The sequence below is a fragment of the Candidatus Omnitrophota bacterium genome, from assembly GCA_041649175.1.
In the GTDB taxonomy this organism is placed as follows: Bacteria; Omnitrophota; Gorgyraeia; order Zapsychrales; family JBAZNR01; genus JBAZNR01.
The window spans coordinates 154,549-177,701 of the sequence record JBAZNR010000002.1; the positions used below are offsets into that span (position 1 = coordinate 154,549).

22 protein-coding genes are annotated in these 23,153 nt (G+C 44.4%); 12 read left to right on the plus strand and 10 right to left on the minus strand.

Features of this window, described 5'->3' with window-relative positions; translation table 11 throughout:
* The first annotated feature begins 97 nt into the window (after positions 1-97).
* From WC676_05770 to WC676_05795, 6 genes are all read left to right on the plus strand, one after another.
* Positions 98-763 carry an MIP/aquaporin family protein gene (locus WC676_05770; GenBank protein MFA5060117.1) on the plus strand — a complete coding sequence of 222 codons (666 nt, stop codon included), beginning with the start codon at positions 98-100 and terminating at the stop codon, positions 761-763.
* Positions 764-791: 28 nt separating this feature from the next.
* A complete protein-coding gene (tpx, locus tag WC676_05775) occupies positions 792-1,307 on the plus strand; it encodes a thiol peroxidase (GenBank protein MFA5060118.1) in 516 nt (171 codons plus the stop codon).
* A 29-nt stretch (positions 1,308-1,336) separates the two neighbouring features.
* Positions 1,337-1,951: a superoxide dismutase gene (locus WC676_05780; protein ID MFA5060119.1), complete on the plus strand. Its 615-nt coding sequence runs from the start codon at positions 1,337-1,339 to the stop codon at positions 1,949-1,951.
* A 356-nt stretch (positions 1,952-2,307) separates the two neighbouring features.
* A complete protein-coding gene (locus tag WC676_05785) occupies positions 2,308-5,451 on the plus strand; it encodes a ribonucleoside-diphosphate reductase subunit alpha (GenBank protein MFA5060120.1) in 3,144 nt (1,047 codons plus the stop codon).
* Positions 5,452-5,665: 214 nt separating this feature from the next.
* Positions 5,666-6,712 carry a ribonucleotide-diphosphate reductase subunit beta gene (locus WC676_05790; GenBank protein ID MFA5060121.1) on the plus strand — a complete coding sequence of 349 codons (1,047 nt, stop codon included), beginning with the start codon at positions 5,666-5,668 and terminating at the stop codon, positions 6,710-6,712.
* Positions 6,713-6,774: 62 nt separating this feature from the next.
* Positions 6,775-7,185: an iron-sulfur cluster assembly scaffold protein gene (locus tag WC676_05795; GenBank protein ID MFA5060122.1), complete on the plus strand. Its 411-nt coding sequence runs from the start codon at positions 6,775-6,777 to the stop codon at positions 7,183-7,185.
* Between the two features lie 25 nt (positions 7,186-7,210).
* Here the strand turns inward: WC676_05795 and ilvN are convergent, their stop codons facing one another.
* Positions 7,211-7,735, minus strand: a complete 525-nt coding sequence (ilvN, locus tag WC676_05800) for an acetolactate synthase small subunit (protein ID MFA5060123.1) — start codon at positions 7,733-7,735, stop codon at positions 7,211-7,213.
* A complete protein-coding gene (gene ilvB / locus WC676_05805) occupies positions 7,735-9,462 on the minus strand; it encodes a biosynthetic-type acetolactate synthase large subunit (protein MFA5060124.1) in 1,728 nt (575 codons plus the stop codon). The genes ilvN and ilvB overlap by 1 nt, the downstream gene beginning before the upstream one ends.
* Before the next feature lie 172 nt (positions 9,463-9,634).
* Between ilvB and WC676_05810 the strand changes: the two genes are divergently transcribed.
* The 5 genes from WC676_05810 to WC676_05830 are packed head-to-tail and all read left to right on the plus strand — an operon-like array spanning position 9,635 to position 15,396.
* Entirely contained in the window at positions 9,635-10,654 is a 1,020-nt protein-coding gene (locus WC676_05810; protein ID MFA5060125.1) for a tRNA 4-thiouridine(8) synthase ThiI, read from the plus strand.
* A 1-nt stretch (position 10,655) separates the two neighbouring features.
* Complete coding sequence (gene nadA, locus WC676_05815) at positions 10,656-11,702, plus strand: quinolinate synthase NadA (protein MFA5060126.1); 1,047 nt, start codon at positions 10,656-10,658, stop codon at positions 11,700-11,702.
* Positions 11,703-11,708: 6 nt separating this feature from the next.
* A complete protein-coding gene (locus tag WC676_05820; protein MFA5060127.1) occupies positions 11,709-13,055 on the plus strand; it encodes a cytochrome ubiquinol oxidase subunit I in 1,347 nt (448 codons plus the stop codon).
* A gap of 3 nt (positions 13,056-13,058) precedes the next feature.
* Positions 13,059-14,081, plus strand: a complete 1,023-nt coding sequence (cydB, locus tag WC676_05825; GenBank protein ID MFA5060128.1) for a cytochrome d ubiquinol oxidase subunit II — start codon at positions 13,059-13,061, stop codon at positions 14,079-14,081.
* 1 nt (position 14,082) lies between these two features.
* The gene (locus tag WC676_05830; protein ID MFA5060129.1) at positions 14,083-15,396 is read left to right on the plus strand and encodes a P-loop NTPase; all 1,314 of its coding nucleotides are present in this window, start codon (positions 14,083-14,085) and stop codon (positions 15,394-15,396) included.
* A gap of 6 nt (positions 15,397-15,402) precedes the next feature.
* Here the strand turns inward: WC676_05830 and grxD are convergent, their stop codons facing one another.
* Genes grxD through gshA form a run of 5 tightly spaced genes read right to left on the minus strand, consistent with a single transcriptional unit; the run spans position 15,403 to position 18,440 of the window.
* Positions 15,403-15,723, minus strand: a complete 321-nt coding sequence (grxD, locus tag WC676_05835; GenBank protein ID MFA5060130.1) for a Grx4 family monothiol glutaredoxin — start codon at positions 15,721-15,723, stop codon at positions 15,403-15,405.
* On the minus strand, positions 15,713-16,006 hold the full coding sequence (locus WC676_05840; protein ID MFA5060131.1) for a BolA/IbaG family iron-sulfur metabolism protein: 294 nt from the start codon (positions 16,004-16,006) through the stop codon (positions 15,713-15,715). Before WC676_05840 ends, grxD begins: the two co-directional genes overlap by 11 nt.
* Complete coding sequence (locus tag WC676_05845; protein MFA5060132.1) at positions 15,999-16,241, minus strand: glutathione S-transferase N-terminal domain-containing protein; 243 nt, start codon at positions 16,239-16,241, stop codon at positions 15,999-16,001. The genes WC676_05840 and WC676_05845 overlap by 8 nt, the downstream gene beginning before the upstream one ends.
* A 7-nt stretch (positions 16,242-16,248) precedes the next feature.
* Entirely contained in the window at positions 16,249-17,187 is a 939-nt protein-coding gene (gene gshB / locus WC676_05850; GenBank protein MFA5060133.1) for a glutathione synthase, read from the minus strand.
* Positions 17,184-18,440 carry a glutamate--cysteine ligase gene (gene gshA, locus WC676_05855; GenBank protein MFA5060134.1) on the minus strand — a complete coding sequence of 419 codons (1,257 nt, stop codon included), beginning with the start codon at positions 18,438-18,440 and terminating at the stop codon, positions 17,184-17,186. Before gshA ends, gshB begins: the two co-directional genes overlap by 4 nt.
* Positions 18,441-18,538: 98 nt before the next feature.
* Here gshA and WC676_05860 point away from each other — a divergent pair, with 98 nt between their 5' ends.
* A complete protein-coding gene (locus WC676_05860) occupies positions 18,539-20,161 on the plus strand; it encodes an SUMF1/EgtB/PvdO family nonheme iron enzyme (protein MFA5060135.1) in 1,623 nt (540 codons plus the stop codon).
* A gap of 3 nt (positions 20,162-20,164) precedes the next feature.
* On the opposite strand, the gene WC676_05865 is transcribed toward WC676_05860, so the two are convergent.
* Genes WC676_05865 through WC676_05875 form a run of 3 tightly spaced genes read right to left on the minus strand, consistent with a single transcriptional unit; the run spans position 20,165 to position 23,144 of the window.
* A complete protein-coding gene (locus WC676_05865) occupies positions 20,165-20,962 on the minus strand; it encodes an ABC transporter permease (GenBank protein MFA5060136.1) in 798 nt (265 codons plus the stop codon).
* Positions 20,952-21,719, minus strand: coding sequence for an ABC transporter ATP-binding protein (locus WC676_05870; GenBank protein ID MFA5060137.1), 768 nt, complete (start codon positions 21,717-21,719; stop codon positions 20,952-20,954). Before WC676_05870 ends, WC676_05865 begins: the two co-directional genes overlap by 11 nt.
* Before the next feature lie 54 nt (positions 21,720-21,773).
* Positions 21,774-23,144, minus strand: coding sequence for a dihydrolipoyl dehydrogenase (locus WC676_05875; protein ID MFA5060138.1), 1,371 nt, complete (start codon positions 23,142-23,144; stop codon positions 21,774-21,776).
* Positions 23,145-23,153: the final 9 nt, after the last annotated feature.

Sequence of the window (23,153 nt, forward strand, 5' to 3'; positions counted from 1 at the left end):
ATTATAACACAGGCTTTAAGATTTTGTTGACATTGCTAGGAAAAATTGTATCATAAATAAGGCTTTTTTCTACCGATTAATTGTTCAAGGAGGCAATATGAATTTTCGAGCACTAGTTGCGGAATTTATCGGAACATTCGCGCTTATCTTTGTCGGCGTGGGAGCTATTGCGGCGGATGCCTTAACGGGAAACCGTTCGGGCTTAGTTGGCATTGCTTTGGCGCACGGACTGACGATCGCGGTCATGGTCAGCGCCACCGCGGCGATCAGCGGCGGACATCTTAATCCGGCCGTTACCATTGGACTTTTCTCGGCGCAAAAAATTGACCTGCAAAATACCATCGGCTATGTGATCGCGCAATGCTTAGGAGCGATCGCGGCGGCTTCTCTATTAAAGCTGGTTATTCCGGGATATGTTCTTTCCGGAATTAATATGGGAACGCCCGGGCTTGGCGCCGATATTACGCCAACGATGGGGCTTATTATGGAAATTGTTTTGACGTTTTTCCTTATTTTTGCCGTGTATGGCACGGCGGTTGATAAACGCGCGCCAAAGGTTGGCGGGCTTTTTATCGGACTTACGGTCACGCTGGATATTTTGATCGGCGGGCCCATCACCGGAGCGGCGATGAATCCGGCGCGTCATTTAGGGCCGGCGCTTTTAGGCGGCGGGCTGAACAATCTTTGGATCTACTGGGTAGGGCCGATCGTCGGCGGAATTTTAGCGGCGCTTGTTTACAAAAACGCATTAGAACAGAAATAATTCAGATACTCTTGAAAGGAGTTTTTTGATGGCTGATAAAATTGGCGCAGTAACGATGAAGGGAAATCCGATTACCTTGACCGGAAATGAAGTTGCGGTTGGACAAAAAGCGCCGGATGCAACTGTAAGCGCAAATGATCTTTCGGATGTCAAAATATCATCTTTTTTTGGAAAAAAATTGATCATTTCGGCGGTTCCGTCTTTGGATACGCCGACTTGTGACATTGAAACAAAGCGTTTTAATCAGGAAGCGGCCCAATTAGGCGCTGACGTTAAAATTCTAACCGTCAGCATGGACTTACCATTCGCTCAAAAACGTTGGTGCGGCGCGGCCGGTGTTACGGCTGTTCAAACCGTTTCCGATTACAGGGAAGCCTCGTTTGGAACTAATTATGGAATTCTCATTAAAGGTTTGAAGCTTTTAACGAGAGCCATTTTTGTTATCGACAGCAAAGGTGTTGTTCAATATATTCAACTGGTCAAAGAAGTTACCAGCGAACCGGATTACGCGGCTGTGTTAGAAGCTGTGAAGAAAATTTCGTAGCATCAAAACATCAATCTAAGGAGAAAGCAATGGCTCACTCATTACCCACATTACCGTACGCTTATGATGCGCTTGAACCGCATATTGACGCGAAGACGATGGAAATTCATCACACAAAGCATCATCAAACGTACATCACTAATCTTAACAATGCCTTAGCCGGAAAAGCAGCTTTAGAGGGCAAATCCGTTGAAGCGTTGATCGCCGATCTAAACGCGGTTCCGGAAGATATTCGCACAGCCGTTCGCAATAACGGCGGCGGACATGCCAATCATTCGCTTTTTTGGAAGTTGATGAAAAAAGGCGGCGGTGGCGAACCCAAGGGAGCGCTTCTGGAAGCTATCAATCAAGCGTTCGGAAGTCTCGCGGCATTTAAAGAAAAATTTGAAACAGCCGCCAAGACACGCTTTGGCAGCGGCTGGGCGTGGCTTTCGGTCGATAAAACCGGGAAGTTGGAGGTTTCTTCAACAGCAAACCAAGACAGCCCTATCATGGATGGCAAGAAACCTATTTTAGGTGTTGATGTCTGGGAACATGCCTATTATTTAAAATATCAAAATCGCCGCCCCGATTATTTGGCCGCATTTTGGAATGTTGTTAATTGGGATACGGTTGCGGAAAACTTTACGGCAGCATCAAAGTAAGCTTTTTAAGTAAGAGCAATAAAAAATCCCTAATATTTATTTATTAGGGATTTTTTATTGCTCTGTAAGCCTTTTGAGTACTTATTAGCTTGATTTTCTCGACGGAAATATTTTTCACAAAATAAATGTAAATTTATCGTAAATTTGCTTGACTTTGCTGGCGCAGTAAATATACTAACTGTTGATAGAGCAATTGACAAAAACACTACATATTGTGTATTTAATAAGCACAAAGTTAACTTAAAAAACGCCTCAAACGCATCCATGCGAACATATAAAACACTTACCCTTAAACAAATCTTTGGTTCCATTTAAAAATTTTTCGTTCAACATTTAATTTAAAAAAGGAGCTGTCTATGGCTCAGGAAATTTCATCGGTTGGCGCTCAGCTAAAAGTGCAAAAACGCAACAAACAGATCGTGGCGTTTAACATATCACGTATTCATCATGCCATCGCCAATGCTTTTAAGGAATCAAACGGTTTACCCAGAGAAACGGATCTGCCGGTAAAAAATATTTTAGAGATCGAGCAGGTTACGGGGTGCGTTTTTTCGGCTCTTAATGACCGTGGCGCGTCTAAAGAATATCTAACCGTTGAAGAAATTCAAGATGAAGTCATTCGCCAGCTCTATGAGAATGGTTTTAAGGAAATTGCAGAGCGGTATTCCAGCTATCGCAAACAGCATGCCGCTAAACGCGCCTTATTTGAACTTTATACCATTGCCAAACGTGACGGCAAAGTGGTTTCATTCAAGCCGGAAAAGATAACCATCGCCATTGCCAAGGCCTTTCAAGCGAACAATAACGGCGAACTCACCGACATTTCACTAGAAGAAGCCCGTAAGCTTTCCGAGCGGGTCGTTGTCGAGATCCGCCAACTTTGGCCGGACGGAAAAGCAGTCCAGATCGAAGAGATTCAAGACTTGGTCGAAAAAACACTGATGAACGCCGGACATTATGATGTGGCCCGGCGTTATATTTTATACCGAGAACAAAGAAACCGTGTGCGCCATCAAAAAGCGCAATCAACGCGGGAAAATATTTTTCAACAAGCCAAAGATATCAACATTGTCAAAGAAAACGGTGAAGTCCAGCCTCTTGATATCGACGGATTACGTTTTCAAATTGAAACATGCTGTCAGGGTTTAGATGATGTTTCGGCTGATAAAATTCTTTCGGAAGCCATCACCAGTTATTTTAATAACATTACCGAAAAACAGATTGCCACCGCAAATATTATGGCCGCGCGTTCTTTTATTGAAAGCGAGCCAAACTACAGTTTTGTCGCCGCGCGATTATTGCTTTTAAAAGCCTACTATGAAGCTTTGGGCCGCTGGGTCAGCTTTGAATCCATCAAAACCGAGTATCCTCGTTATTTTGCCGAATATATAAAGAAAGCGGTTGAGCTTGAGCTGTTAAGCCCAGATTTACTGCAGTTTGACCTTATAAAACTTGGCAATAAGATCGAGCCTAAGCGCGATCTTTTGTTCAAATATTTAGGCCTGCAGACGCTTTACGACCGTTACTTTATTCATTGGGATGAACGCCGCCTTGAATTACCGCAAATTTTCTGGATGCGCGTCGCGATGGGGCTGGCAAAAGCCGAAGGCGCCAATAAAAACGAACGCGCCGCGGAATTCTACGAAACGCTGTCCACATTTCGCTTTGTTTCTTCCACGCCAACGCTGTTTAATTCCGGAACGTTGCATTCGCAACTTTCTTCATGTTTCTTAACGACGGTTTATGATGATCTTCACCATATTTTTAAATGCATTCAAGACGATGCCATGCTTTCCAAGTGGAGCGGCGGGTTAGGTAATGACTGGACCAATGTCCGCGCCATGGGTTCGCGCATTAAAGGAACTAATGGAAAAAGCCAGGGTGTTATTCCATTTTTAAAAGTGGCTAACGATACAGCCGTTGCCGTTAATCAGGGCGGAAAACGCCAAGGAGCGATGTGCGCTTACCTTGAAGTCTGGCATTTGGATATTGAAGAATTCTTAGAATTACGGAAAAATACCGGCGATGAACGCCGCCGCACTCATGATATGCACACCGCCAATTGGATCCCGGATCTTTTTATGAAGCGGATCAAAACAAACGGCAACTGGACGCTTTTCACCTCCAGCGAAGCCCCGGACCTTCATGATCTTTACGGCCAGGCTTTCGAAAAACGTTACGAAGAATACGAACAGCTCGCCAAGGAAGGGAAGATCAGGCATTTCAAAACTATGCCGGCTATTCAGCTTTGGCGCAAAATGCTTAATATGCTTTTCGAAACCGGACACCCGTGGATCACCTGGAAAGATCCATCCAATATCCGTTCGCCTCAAGATCACACCGGCGTTGTTCACAGTTCAAACTTGTGCACGGAGATCCTTCTTAACACCTCAAAAGACGAAACTGCCGTTTGCAATCTCGGCTCTTTGAATTTAGCCGCGCACACAACCGCGCAAGGATTAAACCAGGAACTTTTGAAAAAGACCTTAAAGACTGCCATTCGCATGTTGGATAATGTTATTGATATTAATTATTATCCGACCGTTGAAGCCAGAAACGCCAACACAAAACATCGGCCTATTGGATTGGGGATTATGGGTTTTCAAGATGCAATCTGCGCGCAAAATATCAGTTATGCGTCACAACCGGCCGTTGAATTTGCCGATCGCAGTATGGAAGCTATTTCGTATTACGCGATTCTCGCCTCCATTGAGATCGCCAAGGAGCGCGGCGCTTACCAGAGTTATCGCGGTTCAAAATGGGATCGTGGCCTTCTTCCGATCGATACATTGGATCTCTTGGAAAAAGAGCGCGGCGGTTATTTGGATGTTGACCGTTCAGCCGCCATGGATTGGAGCATTGTCCGCGCGCAGTTGAAAAAATACGGAATTCGTAATAGCAATATTATGGCTATTGCGCCGACGGCAACGATCGCCAACATCATCGGCGTAACTGCTTCTATTGAGCCTTTCTATAAGAATATTTTTGTCAAAAGCAATTTGTCCGGAGAATTTACGGTCATCAATGAGTATCTTATCGCTGATCTTAAAAAATTAGGGATCTGGGATAAAGAAATGATCAATGACTTGAAGTATTTTGACGGAAGTGTTCAGGAAATTGCCCGTATCCCTCAGGATTTGAAAGCAAAATACGCGACCGCTTTTGAAGTTGATTACGAGTGGATGATCGAAGCTGCCAGCCGCCGGCAAAAATGGATCGATATGGGGCAATCCTTAAATCTCTATCAAGCCAAGCCTAGCGGGAAAAAGGTAAGCGACATGTATCTTTTTGCTTGGGAAAAAGGATTAAAAACAACTTACTACCTGCGATCGATGGGTGCCACGCGAATTGAGAAAAGCACACTGGATGTCACAAAATATGCGAATGTTGTCGGACAGCGCGAACGTGATGAACTTGGGCACGTGACCGTTACGGAAAAACCTGTTGCAGCTCAAGCGCTCAAAGCTGAACCGAAAGAAGATTGTGAAGCTTGCCAATAAATTAAATGAAGCCGCAACTTACGGAACAGATAAATTGTGAAGTGACGTAAGTTGCTGGCTGAAATTAACCCCGCACTAATTTTATCTAGCGTGTGGGCATTTGCAAAAGGAGAAGCATCATAAACCATTTTTATAAAATTAGTGCGGGGTTCAATTCGCACTCATCAGTTATGTTTTTCCATAACTGATGTGCTCATTGAAGGAGAAAACTTTCATGGCCGAATCATGCTTTAAGATGTCACACGAACGCGTTACCGCCGACAACAAGCGCGTTATCAATAATGACCGCACGGTTGATTGCAATCAACTTGTTCCTATTAAATACAAATGGGCGTGGAATTTTTATTTAGACGGTTGTGCCAATCACTGGATGCCGTCGGAAGTTTCCATGCAGCGCGACATCGAGCAATGGCGCGATCCCAAAGGATTTACCGAACAAGAACGGTTCGTCATTAAAAGAACTTTGGGATTTTTTGCCACCGCCGAAACGCTTGTTGGAAATAATTTAGTTTTGGCGATTTATCGCATGGTGGATAATTCCGAGTGCCGCCAGTATCTTTTGCGTCAAGCCTTTGAAGAGGCCATTCATGTCCACGCGTTCCAGTATATCGTTCAGTCGCTTTCTTTGGACGAAGGAGAGATGTTCAATATGTATCGCGAAGTGGAAGCGATCTACAATAAAGACCAATACGCTATGTCTTGCACCGATGGAATACTCGATGCCGGGATCGACACAAAAACAAAAGAAGGATTGCAGAAATTCTTAAAAAACTTGGTCGGATTTTACGCCATTACCGAGGGAATTTTCTTTTACAGCGGTTTTGTTACCATGCTATCCTTTGGGCGTCAGAACAGAATTCCGGGAACATGCGAACAGATCCAATACATTTTACGCGATGAAAGCATTCATATGAATTTTGGTATTGAATTGATCAATGCCATCCGCGATGAAAACCCAGGCGTTTGGGATGAAAAATTTGAAATTGAGATCATCGACTTTATTAAAACAGCTGTTGCCTTAGAACACAAGTACGCCGAGGAATGCTTGCCAAACGGGATCTTAGGCCTTAACACCGATCTTTTAAAAGAATATGTTCAATATATCGCTGACCGGCGTTTTGAAAGGCTTCGTTTACCGAAACAATACGGCTCATCTAATCCTTTTCCTTGGATGAGCGAAGTGATCGACTTAAAGAAAGAAAAGAACTTTTTCGAAACCCGCGTGACCGAATATCAAACCGGCGGGGCGTTGGAGTGGTAGAAATAAAAATTCTATTGTACTACGATTTCTGCATTGTATACTAAGCCCTACGGAGAAACACAATGCCTTGCCTTGAACCAGCCTCAAATATTGTCATTAGCCTAAGTGCCGATGGACGTTTGGCGAAATTCCGGTTCGTTAACCGCGGCTGCACCCGCGAACTTGCGTCCATCGAATCGCTGCATCGCTATTATGACGGCAAAACCCTCGATGACGTGATCAAGACGGATTTCTCAAAATTAACAGCAGATCTGAAAGTTGCGGATGAAGAGGAACAATTCAAGCTTTACTTAGAATGGGATATCCTTCGCACCGCGGCCGCGAAATATTTGGGAATAACGAAAATCGCCGAAGAAGATATTGATCAAGACCGCTGTCACATTGTCTCGCTGACACAAACTACCCAAGGCGTTGAGATCGTAGAAACAGTCCTGCCGCCTATTGATTTTCCTAAAATTGTCCGTCACGATTAATTAAAAAAGAGTTACAGAGAACTACTTAGGTAGGCTCATTGCCTCGGGCCACAACCACTTTTCCGGTTCTGACCATTTCGATGAGTTTGAACGATTTGAGTTTTTCTTCCAGTTCATCCACTTGCCAAGTGCTTCCGGTTTGCTCGATGATCATGGATTCATCGGTCGTATCAACCGCGTGGGCATGGAATTTTTTAATGAGATTTTGCAAGGCAGGTTTTTGCGCTGACTTATAACGGATCTTAAAAAGAGCCAGTTCTTTTTCAATCGCGTCCACATCCGTATGTTCTTCCACGTGCAAGACGTCAATTAATTTTCCGGTTTGTTTTATGATTTGCTCCAAGGTCGTCACGTCGCCTTTGGCGGTAATGGTCATCCGTGAAAAACGGGGATCGACCGTAGGAGACACCACCAAGGCATCAATATTGTATCCGCGCCGGGCAAACACCAGGGAAATGCGCACCAAGACACCGGGCTTATTAGCCACTAAAAGGCTAATGGTGTGCGTATTTTTTCTTTTCGCGCTCGTTATTTCGGCTGCTTTATTCATTACGTGCTTCCTGTTGGTTTTTCAAGTTTCACTTTTGGCGGCTCCACGATCATATGATAAGCCGATTTTCCTGCCGGAACCATGGGAAACACGTTATCTTCCTTAATAACTTCCGCATGGATAAGGCAGGGGCCTTTATAGTTCATTGCTTGAGTTAAGATCTTTCTGGCATTTTTAGGATGATCAATATGGAAGCCTTTTATTCCATAGGCTTGCGCCAGTTTCACAAAGTCAGGGTTTCCTTCCAAGTCCACACCGGAAAGGCGATTATCAAAAAATAATTCTTGCCATTGGCGCACCATTCCTAAATATTTATTGTCGATCACCACGATTTTCACGGGTAATTTATTAATGGCGGCCGTTGCTAATTCGGATAAGGTCATTTGAAAACCGCCGTCGCCCACAATAGCCACTACCAGGTCTTTCGGTTTGCCGAATTGCGCGCCCACAGCCGCAGGGAAACCAAAACCCATCGTGCCGGCGCCGCCTGATGTGATCCAATGATCGCGTTTATCGGTCAAGTAAAATTGTGCCGCCCACATTTGATGCTGACCCACATCGGTGGTCACGACCGCTTTTCCTTTGGTGACTTTATATAGTTCGCTGATCACATGCTGAGCCGTTAGGCCTTTTTTGTTCTCGTATTTTAAAGGATATAATTTGCGGTAATATGCCAATTCTTCCAGCCACTCTTTTGTATCCAGGGGAGTCACGTGCTTGATCAATTCTTCAATAATAAGCCGGGCATCGCCAATGGCGGATGCGTCGGGCAGGACGATCTTGTTTATTTCCGCCGGATCGATATCCACGTGAAGTTTTTTAGCGCCAACGCAAAATTCAGATGTGTTTCCGTTAATACGGTCATCCCAACGAGAGCCGATGGAGAAAATAAGGTCACAGCGGGTCAAAGCTTTGTTGGCATAGGCCGTTCCATGCATTCCCAACATTCCTAAAGATAAAGGATGGGTTTCAGGGAAAGCACCTTTTCCTAAAAGTGTATTGGTCACCGGGGCATTAAGTTTTTCGGCTAGCTTTTTCACAGCCGCGTCAGCCTTTGAGATCACCGCGCCGTGTCCAATAAGCAAAAGCGGTTTTTTTGATTCCTTGAGAAGCTTAGCTAATTTAAGAATATCTTTTCGCGGAGCAATGCTTGGGACTTTGTAGCCAGGTAGATCCATTTCCTGGTCAAACGATCCGGTAAAAGGACCCGCGGTAATATCTTTCGGCAGATCCAATAACACCGGGCCCGGACGGCCGGTATTGGTGATGTGAAACGCCTCGTTGACAATGCGGGGAATATCGTTTGTGTTTTTCAGCAAATAGCTGTGTTTGACCACCGGCATGGTAATTCCGGAAATATCGGCTTCTTGAAAAGCATCTTTGCCGAGCATCGGAGATATTACTTGTCCGCAAAGCACGATCATCGGCACAGAGTCCATATGCGCGGTCATAATTCCGGTAACTGCGTTGGTGGCTCCGGGGCCGCTGGTCACTAAGACCACGCCGGGTTTGCCGGTCGCGCGCGCGTAACCGTCCGCCATATGCGTGGCACCTTGTTCATGGCGCACTAAAATAAGCTTGATCTTGGAGTTCACCAGCGCGTCAAAGATGGGAATTGCCGCTCCGCCGGAAAGGCCAAAAATATACTCAACGCCGTGGCGCTCTAAACATTTAATGAGCGCTTCGCCGCCGGTCAACACTAGTTTTGTTTTAGATTTTGTTGTCATTTATTTCATCCTTAAAAAAGAGATTATATAATATCATGTCAAAAAGTTTTTGCAAGTTTTTTTCTTGCCGCTATCCGTCAGGAAAAGTTTAAAAATCCCGGAACAATCAGCTTGAATTTTGAACTGTTTTGGTATATCATCTTAACAATTCTTTTAACATTAAAAGGCTTTTATGACCGATACATCCTCTCCACTAAAACCGCAAACTAAAGCAGTCGGGCTTATTTCCGGCGGCCTTGACAGCGTTTTGGCCGCAAAGATCGTTTCCGATCTCGGCGTTGACGTTTACGGGCTGTATTTTTCTATGCCTTGGGGCTGTTGCGATAAAGATAAAGCAACGCAGGCCGCGCAAGCGCTAGGTATAAAATTCATGATCATGCAACTTAACGAGCGTTATTTAGAAATGATCAAAAATCCAAAATTCGGCTATGGAACAGCGCTTAATCCTTGCGTTGATTGCCGCATTCATATGTTTTCCCGCGCCAAAGAATATATGCAGGAAATCGGCGCCGATTTTGTATTTACCGGAGAAGTTTTAGGGCAGCGTCCGATGTCGCAAATGCGCCACAGCATGGCGTCCATTGAAAAACATTCGGGATTAGAAGGAAGGTTGCTTCGCCCTTTATGCGCGCTTCATCTGGAACCAACCATAGCCGAACAACAAAATCTTATCGACCGCACTAAGCTTCTTGATCTTTCCGGGCGGTCCCGAAAAGAACAGCTCGATCTTGCTAAGCGATACGATATTCATGATTTTCTTCCTCCGGCGGGCGGATGCTTGCTTACGGATGATAACTTTGCCAAACGCATGTCGGATACATTAAAATTTGGCTATAGGACTTTTCGCGAAACCATAAGTTTAAAATGGGGAAGGCACTTTAGATTATCTTCTGAGTTTAAGATCATTCTAGGCCGAGATGAATCTGAAAATAAATCCATCAAGGCGTACGCTCATGAAGACGACCATATTTTAGAGCTAGGAAACAGGCTGGGGCCGACGTCCGTCTTAAAAGGAAATAATCCTGATCCGGAAACGCTGATGACTGCCGCCGGATTAATGCAGTATTTTTCAAAATACCGAAACGAACCGGCCATTGAAGTGGACTATTGGCCGGCCAAACAAGCATCGCTTGTTAACCGTATCCAGGCAAAGCTATTGACCGAAGAGCAGGTTATGAGCATGAAAATATAATATGGCGACCTTAACAAAGAAAATGACGGCCCAAGAACTTTACGAACGGTTAAAAAATATCCGTGTGGGAATAACCGTTTGCCAATATTCGCTTAAAAAATGCGAAGAACTTGTTCCTATCATCAATGAGATCAATGAGCTCAAAGCACAAAAAAATGCCGTCATTTTGGCTCATTCTTATGTTGCCCCCGAGATCGTTTACGGCGTTGCCGATTTTGTCGGTGATTCCTATGCGCTGAGCAAAGACGCGATGTCTACAACCGCCTCCACAATTGTTTTTGCCGCTGTGCGGTTTATGGGCGAAACAGCCAAGATCTTAAATCCCCAAAAAGAAGTTTTAATTCCCGGAAGCCTCGACGGATGCAGCCTTGCCGATTCCATCAAAGCCCAAGACGTAGAAAAATTACGGAAACAATTTCCCGAACATACCTTTGTCTGCTACATCAATACCAGCGCCGAAGTTAAGGCGCTTTGCGATGTCTGCGTCACCTCGGCCAACGTCAATAAAGTTGTCGAACACTTGCCAAATGACAAGATCTACTTTCTTCCGGATAAATTTATGGGACAAAACTTGCGCGAAGAAATGACGCGTCGCGGTGTAAAAAAAGATATTCAATTTTACAGCGGAACTTGCTATGTTCATGAAGACTACGACGCGGAAATGATCCATAAGATCCGCTTGGAATATCCCGAAGCCAAGATCGTCAGTCATCCGGAATGCGCGCCGCAAGTTTGCCGGCATTCGGATTTTGTGGGTAGCACAAGCCAAATGCTGGATTATATGCTGGAAGCCAATGCCAGTGAATTTTTGATGCTGACAGAATGCGGATTATCATCGCGATTACAAGTTGAGATGCCGCAAAAAAAGCTTGTCGGATCTTGTACCATGTGCAAATATATGAAGTCCAATGACCTGGAAAGTATTTTGCGCGTTTTAAAAGATCCCGCCGCAAAAGATAGGGTTATTTTAAACGAAAAAGTTCGCCTGAGCGCGTTAAAAAGTATTCAGGCCATGTTTCACTACGCGGAAAAAACACAGAAAGATTAATTAACAATGGACGTTCTATTTTTATCCCGCCTTCAATTCGCTGTTACCATCGCTTTCCATTATCTTTATCCGCCTTTAAGTATCGGCCTTGGCATTATTCTCGTTATCATGGAAGGCCTTTATCTTAAAACAAAAAATCCGCTCTATCATCAAATGACAAAATTCTGGGTTAAAGTCTTTGGGCTTACATTCGCCCTCGGCGTTGCTACCGGTATTGTTATGGAGTTTGAGTTCGGAACGAATTGGTCAACGTATTCGCGTTATGTGGGCGATGTTTTTGGAAGCGCTTTAGCGGCGGAAGGGATTTTCGCGTTCTTTTTAGAATCAGGATTTTTAGCCATTTTGCTTTTTGGTTGGGACAAGGTCAGTCCGCGCATGCATTTTTTCTCAACCCTAATGGTTTGTTTGGGCGCGCATTTTAGCGCGATTTGGATCGTCGTTGCCAATTCCTGGATGCAAACACCGGCCGGATACACGATCGTTAGCGATGGAACGACCGCGCGCGCCGAAATCACAGATTTCTGGGCCATGGTCTTTAACCCATCTTCGATGGACCGGCTTAGCCATGTGGTGATGGGCTGTTGGCAGGCTGGAGCATTTTTGGTTTTAAGCGTTTCCGCATTCTATCTTTTAAAGAAAAAGCATATTGATTTTGCCAAGGCTTCTTTTAAAATCGCTTTGGTTGTCGCGGTCTTTGCGTCTTTGGGGCAATTAGTGACGGGGCATTCCAGCGCTATTGGTGTCAGCAAAAATCAACCCGAAAAACTTGCCGCTTTTGAAGGGCATTTCGAAAGTAAGGCGCCGGCCGCTATGTATATTGCCGGCTATGTTGATGAAAAAAACGAAAAAGTTCATGGGATAGGCATTCCCGGAATGCTAAGTTATTTTTTATCCGGAAACTTTCAAGCGCCGGTCACAGGGCTTCAAGCATTTAAAAAAGAAGATCGTCCTCCGGTCAACGTCACTTTTCAGGCATATCACATTATGGTCACCATTGGGATCTTCATGATCTTGTTGAGTTTAACGGGAGCATTTCTTTGGTGGAAAGGAAAGTTATTTGACAACGCGATTATCCTTAAGATCTTTGTTCTTTCAGTTTTGGGCCCGCAGATCGCCAATCAAGTAGGATGGATCGCCGCCGAAGTGGGGCGCCAGCCGTGGATCGTTTACCGGCTTTTGCGAACATCGGAAGGACTTTCCAAGATCGTAACAGCAAATTTAGTGCTTTCATCGCTGATCATGTTCTCGTTCATCTACATACTGTTATTCGCCTTGTTTATCTTTTTGTTAGACCAAAAGATCAAGCATGGGCCGGAAGAAGCAAAAGAATTGCCCGCGGGGCATCGCGCATAATTTATGAACATTGACTTAAATACAATTTGGTTTATCTTGATCGGTGTTTTATTTGCCGGTTATGCCATGCTGGACGGATTTGATCTGGGCGTTGGCGCGCTTCACCTTCTTGTTAAAAAAGATGAAGAGCGGCGCCTGATGATCAATTCTATCGGCCCGGTCTGGGACGGGAACGAGGTTTGGCTTGTTACCGGTGGTGGCGCGCTGTTTGCGGCATTTCCGGATGTTTACGCGACGCTGGCGTCCGGATTTTACTTGGCGGTTATGCTTCTTTTATGCGCGCTTATTTTCCGTGCCGTTGCCATCGAGTTTCGCAGTAAACAGCCGATGAAATGGTGGCGCCAGATGTGGGATGTCAGTTTTAGCGTTTCGAGTATTTTGGCGAGCTTGCTGATCGGCATTGCTTTAGGAAATCTGATATGGGGAATTCCTCTTGGCAGCGATAAAGAATTCGCCGGAACATTTCTAGGATTACTTAATCCCTACGCGCTTTTGGTCGGTGTTACGGTGGTGGCACTTTTTATGATGCACGGTTCTATTTATGTTGCCATGAAAACAGAAGGGGATATGCATAAAAAGATCCGAGGATGGATCAATAACTGCATTATCTTTTTTATCATTTGCTACGCCACCACAACGATGGCAACATTGCTCTATGTTCCTCATATGGCCGAACGTATTAAAGAAACACCCCTTTTATTCATCTTGCCTTTTATGAACATGTTAGCCATCGCCAATATTCCGCGCGAAATTTATCACGGAAGAGACTTGCGCGCCTTACTTTCTTCTTGCGCGGCTATGCTCGCTTTAATGACCTTGACCGGTGTTGGCATTTATCCAAACATTGTTTTATCAAATCCTGACCCGGCGCTTAGCCTTACCGTTTATAACGCGGCTTCATCACAAAAGACTTTATCCATCATGCTTACGATCGCCCTTATCGGCATTCCGTTTGTTTTAGCCTACACCGCATCCATTTATTGGGTTTTCCGCGGAAAAGTCAAACTAACCGAAGCAAGCTACTAATATGATCACTGAAAAAGATATTTTAAATGCTTTAAAAAGCATTATTGACCCAGATTTTCAAAAAGATATCGTTTCTTTGGGTTTTGTTAAGAACATTAAGATCGACGGAAATGATGTTTCTTGCGATATTGAATTAACCACGCCCGCTTGTCCTGTCAAATCCGAATTCCAGCAAAAAGCTCAAGATGCCATCAAATCCTTGGGAGCAAAAAAAATTCTGGTTCAGATGACCTCAAGCCCCAAAACCACTACGCAAAGCACGCAAAACTTTAAAACAACGCTTTCCTCCGTCAACGCCATTATTGCCGTTTCTTCCTGCAAGGGTGGTGTCGGCAAATCAACGGTCGCGGCATGCTTAGCTAAAGAACTTTCTCAGCGCGGATTTAAAGTTGGGCTTTTAGACGCGGATATTTACGGGCCGTCCATTCCCACATTGTTTAATTTAAAGAAACAAGATGTCCTTACAAACGAAAAGGACGAAATTATTCCCATCGAAGTTGATGGGCTTAAGATCATGTCTTTTGGATTTCTTTTAGGAGACTCGCCGGCCGTTTTACGCGGGCCCATTGTTTCCAGTTATATTCAACAGCTTTTACATAAAACAAATTGGGGAAAGCTTGATTATCTTTTTATTGATTTTCCGCCGGGAACAGGCGATATTCAGCTGACTATTACACAATCAGCTCGGTTGACGGGAGCGGTAATTGTCACCACCAAGCAAACACTTTCTCTTGTGGATGTGGCACGCGGGATCTTGATGTTTGAAAAGGTAAGTGTCCCGATGCTTGGCATTATTGAAAATATGTCTTATTTTGAATGCGCAAAATGCCAAACAAAACATTATATTTTTGGCGGAAGTGAAGAAGAGGAAATTAATACCCGTTTTGGGTTAGAAATCTTAGCGAAGCTTCCCATCATGCCGGACTTGACCGGGCAATTTGACCGAACAATAAAGAATTCCGCCATAAGCCACGCGGTTGACCGCGTCGTCATGAGCCTGGGCCGCAGTTTTCTTTCGCACAAAGTTATTCCTAAGGCAGAATTTGACAAAGAAAAAACAGTGCTTGTCTGGCCGGATGGAAAAAGCTTAAGCGTGGGGAATTTTGAATTGCGCTTAAATTGCCAGTGCGCGCTTTGCGTGAATGAATTTTCCGGGAAGAAAACCCTCACCGCAGACCACATTAAAAAAGACATCATGCCTCAGAGCATAATTCCACTTGGAAATTATGCCATTAACGTCATCTGGAATGACGGGCATTCGTCCAGCATTTATCCTTACGCGGATATCGAGAAACTCGCCTCAGCAAAAGCTTAAGTCAAATTACGATTTGCCGATAAGCTTTGCCAACTCGCCGTTTTGATGCAATTCCGAAATAATATCACATCCGCCGACAAATTCTCCGTTAATGAAAATTTGAGGGATGGTGGGCCAGTCGGTATAATCTTTGATCCCTTGACGTAAATCCGGATCACTTAAAACATTCTTGGCTTCCAGCGGCACATTGTAAGAGCGCAAAACCGAAATGACCTGCGCGGAAAATCCGCATTGCGGAGCGTCCGGCGTGCCTTTCATATAAACCATGACTTTATTATTTTTTATATCAGTCGCGATCTGCTCGCGAATAGATTCACTAGACTCCATGTAACCCTCCTTGAAAACTATTTGGATTGTGATTTGACTTTTCCTTTTCCCACTGCTCTGGCGTCAATGTTTTAAGAGACAGCGCGTGTACTGACTGCGCAAAAGCTTCCTTTAAGGCTTTCATGACCATCTGATGCTGTTTGACCAACATCATTCCTTCAAAAACAGGGCTTACGACAATGGCCTGAAAATGTTCTCCGTCGCAATTTGGATCGCTCACATGCGCGATCGATTGCGGCACGGCTTGCTCAATGATCTTTTTTATTTCGTCTGTTTTAACCATTTTTCCAGTTTTTCTTAAACCATTCAATGATATCGAGAGATTCGTAAAGAGCTTTACCGTCGATCACTAGGCAGGGAACTTGAGATTTCCCGCCGATCTTCACAAGCTCATCTTTTGCGTTTGGGTCTTTAAGGGTGTCTTTTATGGAAAGAGTAATATTATTCTGCTTTAAATAATTTGTCACCCGAGAGCAATAGGGGCATCCTTCGAAATGATAGAGTGTTAAGTTTTTCACAGTTTTTCTATTTCTTTGTCAATTTTTCCGCAAACGCGATAACTTTTTCTTCCAGATTTTGATCATAAAGCTGATTCATTTCCTGCAGACATGTCGGCGATGTCACGTTGACCTCAATAAGATATTTTCCGATAATATCGATCCCGACAAAATACAAGCCCAGTTCTTTCAAGAAAGGTTTCAGCATTTTAATGATCTGACGGTCGCGCGCGGTCAAAGTTGCCGCTTGCGGTTTTCCGCCGGCAAAGAAATTATTGCGATGGTCGTCGGACGCATGTACGCGTAAAACCGCGCCCAAGGGCTCGCCGTTTAAAAGCAGAATACGCTTATCTCCGGATTTCGCGTCCGAAATATATTGCTGAACTATGATATCTTTGGTCCAATTCGCGCTCACTGTTTCAAAAATAACGTGGGCATTTTTGTCGGTAGATTCGATATAAAAAACTGATGAGCCGCCGTATCCGTTTACGGGTTTTACAATAACTTTCTTTTCTTTCAGAAAGAAATTTAGGATGTCTTGTTTATTGCGTCCTAAATAGGTTCGGGGAATAATATTCGCAAACTGAGTTGCCCAGATCTTTTCATTGACGGCTCGCACACCGGCTGAGCGGTTAATGACCGCGATACTTTTAGGAAGCCGGTCTAAAAGCCAGGTATTCATCAGGTATTTTTCATTAAACGGTGGATCGGTACGGATAAAAACCGCATCAACCTGCTTTTGCGAAAGCTCGGCTGTCTCTTTACGCACAAACGGCAGGAAAGTGCCCCTCTGAGGAACAACGCGTAAAACCCGAAAATAAACCAAATTATTCTTTAAAGAAATTCCTCCATCGGGCAAATAATAAACCGCATGGCCGCGTTTATGCGCCGCGAGCATAAGCATAAACGTTGTGTCTTTTTTGACATTGATCGTTTCAAGCGGGTCCATCAGAAAAAGAAAATTCATTTTATGCTTGCCTCCAGTTGAATAATTTCTTTTTGCGCGGCAATACCGGCCACTCGCGCGAGGATTTGATATAAGCTAAAGATATTATCATCGTAATTTGTTCCGCAGGATTTAAAATGCTCATGGTCGGGGCAAAGCGGCCTAAACTCCATTCCGGGAGAGTTTAGATTTTCATAAACCGTTTTTTCGCCGTGTAAGCGATAAAATGCTCCAATAAAACGATTGTCTACTTGGTAAAGGCAGGGCTCGCTTACTTTCCCATCGATCTTACAAGTTGTCGGAACTCCTTCTTGTAAAAGATAGCGGGCGATAACCTGAGAACCTTTTCCCTTGTAAAGTTTGTTACGATTGCGGCGGTTTAAAGCCGCAATGTCGGCTGGGTCACGAATAGGCAAAACGCCCATACCATATGTTCCGGAATCCGCTTTAATAAAAATGAACGGGGTTTCTTTGATGTTATGTTGTTTGTATTTTTCTCTGATTTTTTCAAAAATATTTTCAGTGGCATCAGTTAATTTGCGGCGGTCGTCGTCCAAATTAATATTGACGCTATCGACGGTCGTGTTTAAGCAGGAAATAAGCCAAGGGTCAATGTCAATTACGCTTGCAAGCTCGGTGAGTAGTTCGTTGGCATAGCGAAAATGATCGGACTTAAGGCGAGAATGCCACCCGGCTTGCATGGGCGGATAAATAGGCGCGTCCGCGTATTTCAATAGTTCGGGAATTCCTTCGGTCAGGTCATTATTCATGATGATCAGATCAAAATGGATCTTTCCGGCTTTCATATCTTTAAGGATTTTCTGAAAACAAAAAATGGTAAGCGGCTGGCCGGTGGCTGTTGTCAGCTCAATATAAGTCGCATCTTCGCAGAAAACCGGTTGAATATAAAGAAAAGTGGTCGTTCGCGCCGTGAATCCGGCTTGTTCAATGAGCGATTGCAGAGTGCGGATATTTTCAAGATACCAGGTGTTACGCGTATGTTCTTCCGCCACGATAAGGATATTTTTGCAGTGCGGAACACGTTTTAAAATAGCGCTTTTAAGCGCCGCGACCGATACAGACGTTCCGTGTTCGCAGAGATTATTAAATCCGGCAGGAAAAAGATTTGTGTCAACAATGGCGGTCTTAAATCCGGCGTCACGAATGTCAACCGATGAGTACAAGGGAAGTTCGCCCAGCTCTTTTTCTTTTAAAGAAAGCCAGTTGTTAATCTCTTTATTTTTTGCTATGATTTGTTCGGTAAACTTTTGCATATGTTCCTTGAGGCTCAAAGTAAGTCTAATTCCTACTGAAATAACGAACGTTATCTTACAACAAATTGCTAACTTTTTGTAGCTTTAATTCATTGCCTATGAGAATTCGTTCAATCACTTCGCTTTTCTGCCTTTGGTCTTTAGCCTTTAGTTTTTGGGCTATCGCTCCTGCCTTCGCTAATAATTTACAAATCACAGGATTTTCCGACTATTCAACCGACACCAGCGCTAACACCACAACCTTTACCTTTAATGTCACGCAAGATAATAGCTGGAGAAACGCCACCAATCATGATGCGGTGTGGATCTTTCTAAAATATTCCACCGATGGTGGAGCCAGCTGGAACCATGGCAGTATGTCCGGCTCCGGCACTAATCCAACAGGCTTTAACGCGCCAACCGGATTTGAAATAAAAGTCCCCGCGGATGAAAAAGGATTTTTCTTGCAAAGAACCGATCTTGCCGCGGGAAGCATTTCCGCCTCAGGCGTTCGCGTGGTTTGGGATTACGGCCAAGACGGGCTTTCGGATACAACCGCACAAGCCGGAAACACTACCCTTAAGATCTTTGGGCTAGAAATGGTCTATATTCCTGAAGGTGCATTTTATGCGGGGGATGGAAGCACTAACAATTCTTCTTTTCGCCAGGGCAGTTCTGATGCTGACCCTTGGTATGTTGAGAGCGAAAATGCCATTAGCGTAACTAATGCAACAGCGAACGGTTATTATTACACGTCCAGCGGTGTTTCGGGTGAAAACGGAACTGCCACTACTTTTCTTATTCCCGCCCAATTTCCCAAAGGCTACCAGGCGTTTTATTTAATGAAATATGAATTGACCGAAGGCCAATGGGTCTCATTTTTTAATACGCTAACAACCGACCAGAAAACAATCCGTGATATTACCAGTTCTGATCAAGCTGGGAAAAACTCTGATGCCGTCATAAGAAGAAATACGGTGAACTGGGATTCAGCTTCGCCGCTAAAAAACGCAAAAACTTCTCGTCCTGATAGGCCGGTCAGCTATGTTTCTTGGCCGGATATTTGCGCCTATGCGGACTGGGCGGCGCTTCGCCCGATTACAGAACTTGAGTTTGAGAAAGCTGCCCGCGGTGCTGGCATAACAGCTGTTTCGGGTGAATACGCTTGGGGTACAACCTCCGGAACAATAGCTGTAACTTTTTCCACAACACCGGAAAACGGAACGGAAGTCTTTATAACAGCTGGGCCAGCAAACCATGTTGGCAATCAAACATTTAGCCGCGGCGATGATTATTTAGGCGCACAATATGCCCAAGGCCCAGCGCGTGCCGGAATCTTTGCAACCAGTACCTCTACGCGTATTACAAGCGGTGCCGGCTATTACGGAAATATGGAGCTCACTGGAAATTTGGCAGAGCCGGCGGTAACCGTCGGGCGCTCTCAGGGACGTGTTTTCCTGGGGACTCATGGAGATGGGGCTTTGACCACCACAACGACCAATGAAGGTAACGCGACGAATTTAGATTGGCCGGGAATAAATGCAGTTAATTCAACGCGCGGGGTAACGGCAACCCCGGGCATGGGATATCGCGGCTATGACTGGCTTAATGCCATCGAAGGTTTTACTTCTTTGAGAGTTTACGCCTCATATGACCCAGATAGCGTTGGCGATGTGGGGCAGCGATTTGGCGATACCGTTGATGTGAGTTTTGGCGGACGGTTAGGTCGCACGGCAGAATAACATTTAGGTTCTTAACTTATATCCGATCCGGAACAAATGGACCGTGAAGAAAAATGAAGCGGTCGCGGCAACAAAAGCAAATCCAGAGCAAAGAAGAATAGGCGCATCAGAGATCCCCGTAATACTAAACCGCATTCCGTTCACCAAATAATACATCGGATTAAACGCCGTAAAATACTGAAAGAATTTCGGTAAAATACTTACAGGATGAAAAACCCCTCCTAAAAAAACGCTCGGTAAAATAAAATACGTATTCCACATGCTGAGCATATTAAAATCTTCCGCCCATAAAGCCGCCATCATCCCCAAGCAAGAAAAGATCGTAGAAATGGCCATAACAAAATAAATCGTCAGAAACGGGTGCATGATCGGAATGGGTTCAAATACAAGCGAGATCATAAAAACACCGAGCACCACAACACATCCGCGCGCCACACCTCCCGCCAAAAGCCCTAAAACCATTTCAAAATACGATAAAGGCGATAAAAGCATTTCTTGGATATGATTATGCCAGCGCGCGATAAAAAGCGACGAGCAGGTATTTTCGTAGGAACTTGTGATCAGGTGCATTGTCATCAGGCCCGGAATGATGAAGCTCAGGTAAGACATGTTCATGTCACCAAGGTCGATCTTTTTTCCAAGCGCTAAGCCAAAGATGCAAATAAAAAGTGTCGAGGAAATGATAGGCGGAAAAATTGTTTGCGTCGCCACGGAAAAAAATCTTAAAATTTCCCGACGCGCTAGCGTAATAACACCAACCGTGTTTTGAACCATTTTCTCAACCTTGGGTTTAATGGCCATTGCCGGAGCCATTCTTATAAACAGGTGTTTCGTCTTTGACCGTTACTTCCAAAAATACCGTTTCCAGTGACCGGTCTTGAAGAACAGATTTCTTTTCGCCAATGCGGACAATTTCGCCGTGGTGGACAATGCCGATGGTTTTGCAAAGTTTTTCGGCTTCTTCCATATAATGCGTCGTTAAAAAAATGGTTTTTCCTTCTTTGTTGAGTTGTGTCAAGTATTCCCAAATGCGGAATTTTAACTCCAAGTCGCAACCAGCGGTCGGCTCATCGAGAATAAGGATTTCCGGATCATGAATAAGGGCGCGACAAATCAAAAGCCGTTTTTTCATCCCGCCGGAAAGTGCGCGGTGTTTAACATTACGTTTTTCCGTTAATTGAAAGCGTTCCAAAAGTTCATCAGCGCGGCGCGCGGCTTCTTTTTCCGGAATACCAAAATATCCGGCTTGATATACCAATAAGCGATGAATGGTCAAAAAAGGATCAAAATTAAATTCCTGAGCGCACAAACCAATAAGCGGGCGGGTTTGACGGTATTCTTTAGTGACATCATATCCGAAAACTTTTACATCGCCTTCATTGTAATTCGATAGCCCGGTTAAAACGTTGATGGTAGTTGTCTTTCCGGCACCGTTAGGCCCCAAAAACGCGAAAAAATCCCCGCGCTTAACATTAAAGGCAATCTTATTAAGCGCCCGGAGTTTTCCGTAAAATTTCGTCAAACCGTCTATAGAAATGGCGATCTCTGAATTTTTCATGTTGGTGTATTATAGGTTTTCGAATTTTTTATGTCAAAGGGTAATTCGAATTCTCTAAAGCGCCGCTTTGGCTTTGCGTGCGGCATTGCGGACAATTTCCGGTAAGGCAGGGTGGATATAGATCATACTCAGTAGATCATCAAGTGTGCCGTGTTTATATATGAGCGCAATGACCATATGGATCATGTTGGATGCTTCCGGGCCGATGATATGCGCTCCCAGGATTTTTCTTGTTTTTCGTTCAATGAGGATCTTAACAAACCCGTGATCGGATAAAAGCGCCATGCCCATCGCGCTATTTTTATAATGATTCAATCCGACGACATAGTCAACACCTTCAGCCTTAAGTTCTTCTTCGGTTTTTCCCACGCCGGCAACTTGCGGATGACTGAATACAGCGTGAGGAACGGGGCCGTAATCTAGCGGTTTCCCGGTTCTTTTACCAAAAACCTCTTCAAATAAATATTCGCCTTCCCAGTTTACACTGTGGCGAAAAAGATAGTTACCGATGCAATCGCCCAAGGCATAAACACCATCAACCGATGTTTTTAGAAATCCGTCGGTTTCAATAAATCCACCGGATTTTGTTTTTATATTTGTGTTTCTTAAATCGAGAGTATCAGTGTTTGGAATAACGCCTGTTGCAACCAAAAGGGCATCAGCCTGAATTTGTTTTTCGCCGGAATTGTCACGATAAAAAACAGTAAAGACGCTTCCTTGATGAGTGATCTTTGTCGGAACGGCACCTAAATGAACATGATAAATCGTGGAGAAAACTTTATTGAATTCATCCGAAACTTGCCCGTCTTCTTTGCGCAAAAGTTTACTGCGCACCAAAAAATGAACTTCCGTTCCGAGGGCGCCATAGGCGTGGCCGAGCTCAACAGCGATATATCCGCCGCCTAAAACGATCATCTTTTTTGGGAGTTCTTTGTTACGAAGCGCTTCGGTGCTGGTCATAAACGGAACGCTTTCTATCCCAGGAATATTGGGAATATGCGGACGCGCGCCAACCGCGATAAAAATTTTATCCGCTGTCATTTCTTCACCATTAATGGAAATAACTTTATCCGAAACAAATTTTGCGCAACCTCGATAAAAAGTGATGTTGGGATTTTTTTCGTAACCGGCTTCGATGCTTTGCGCGTCGTGATCGACCGTTGCTGAAATTCGCTCGATCAAGTTGGAAAAGTTGACTTCAAAACGAGAATCGATATGAATATCAAATTTAGACGCTTCTTTAATAGAAACCGCGACATCGGCAGGGTGAATCAGCATTTTGGAAGGAATACATCCGCGGTTAAGGCAAGTTCCGCCGAGCGCGTCTTTTTCGATAACGGCAACTTTAAGCCCAAGGCGCGCGGCCGGAGAGGTAATCTTAGCACCGCCACCGGAGCCAATAACGATCACATCAAATTTTTTCATAATTTATAT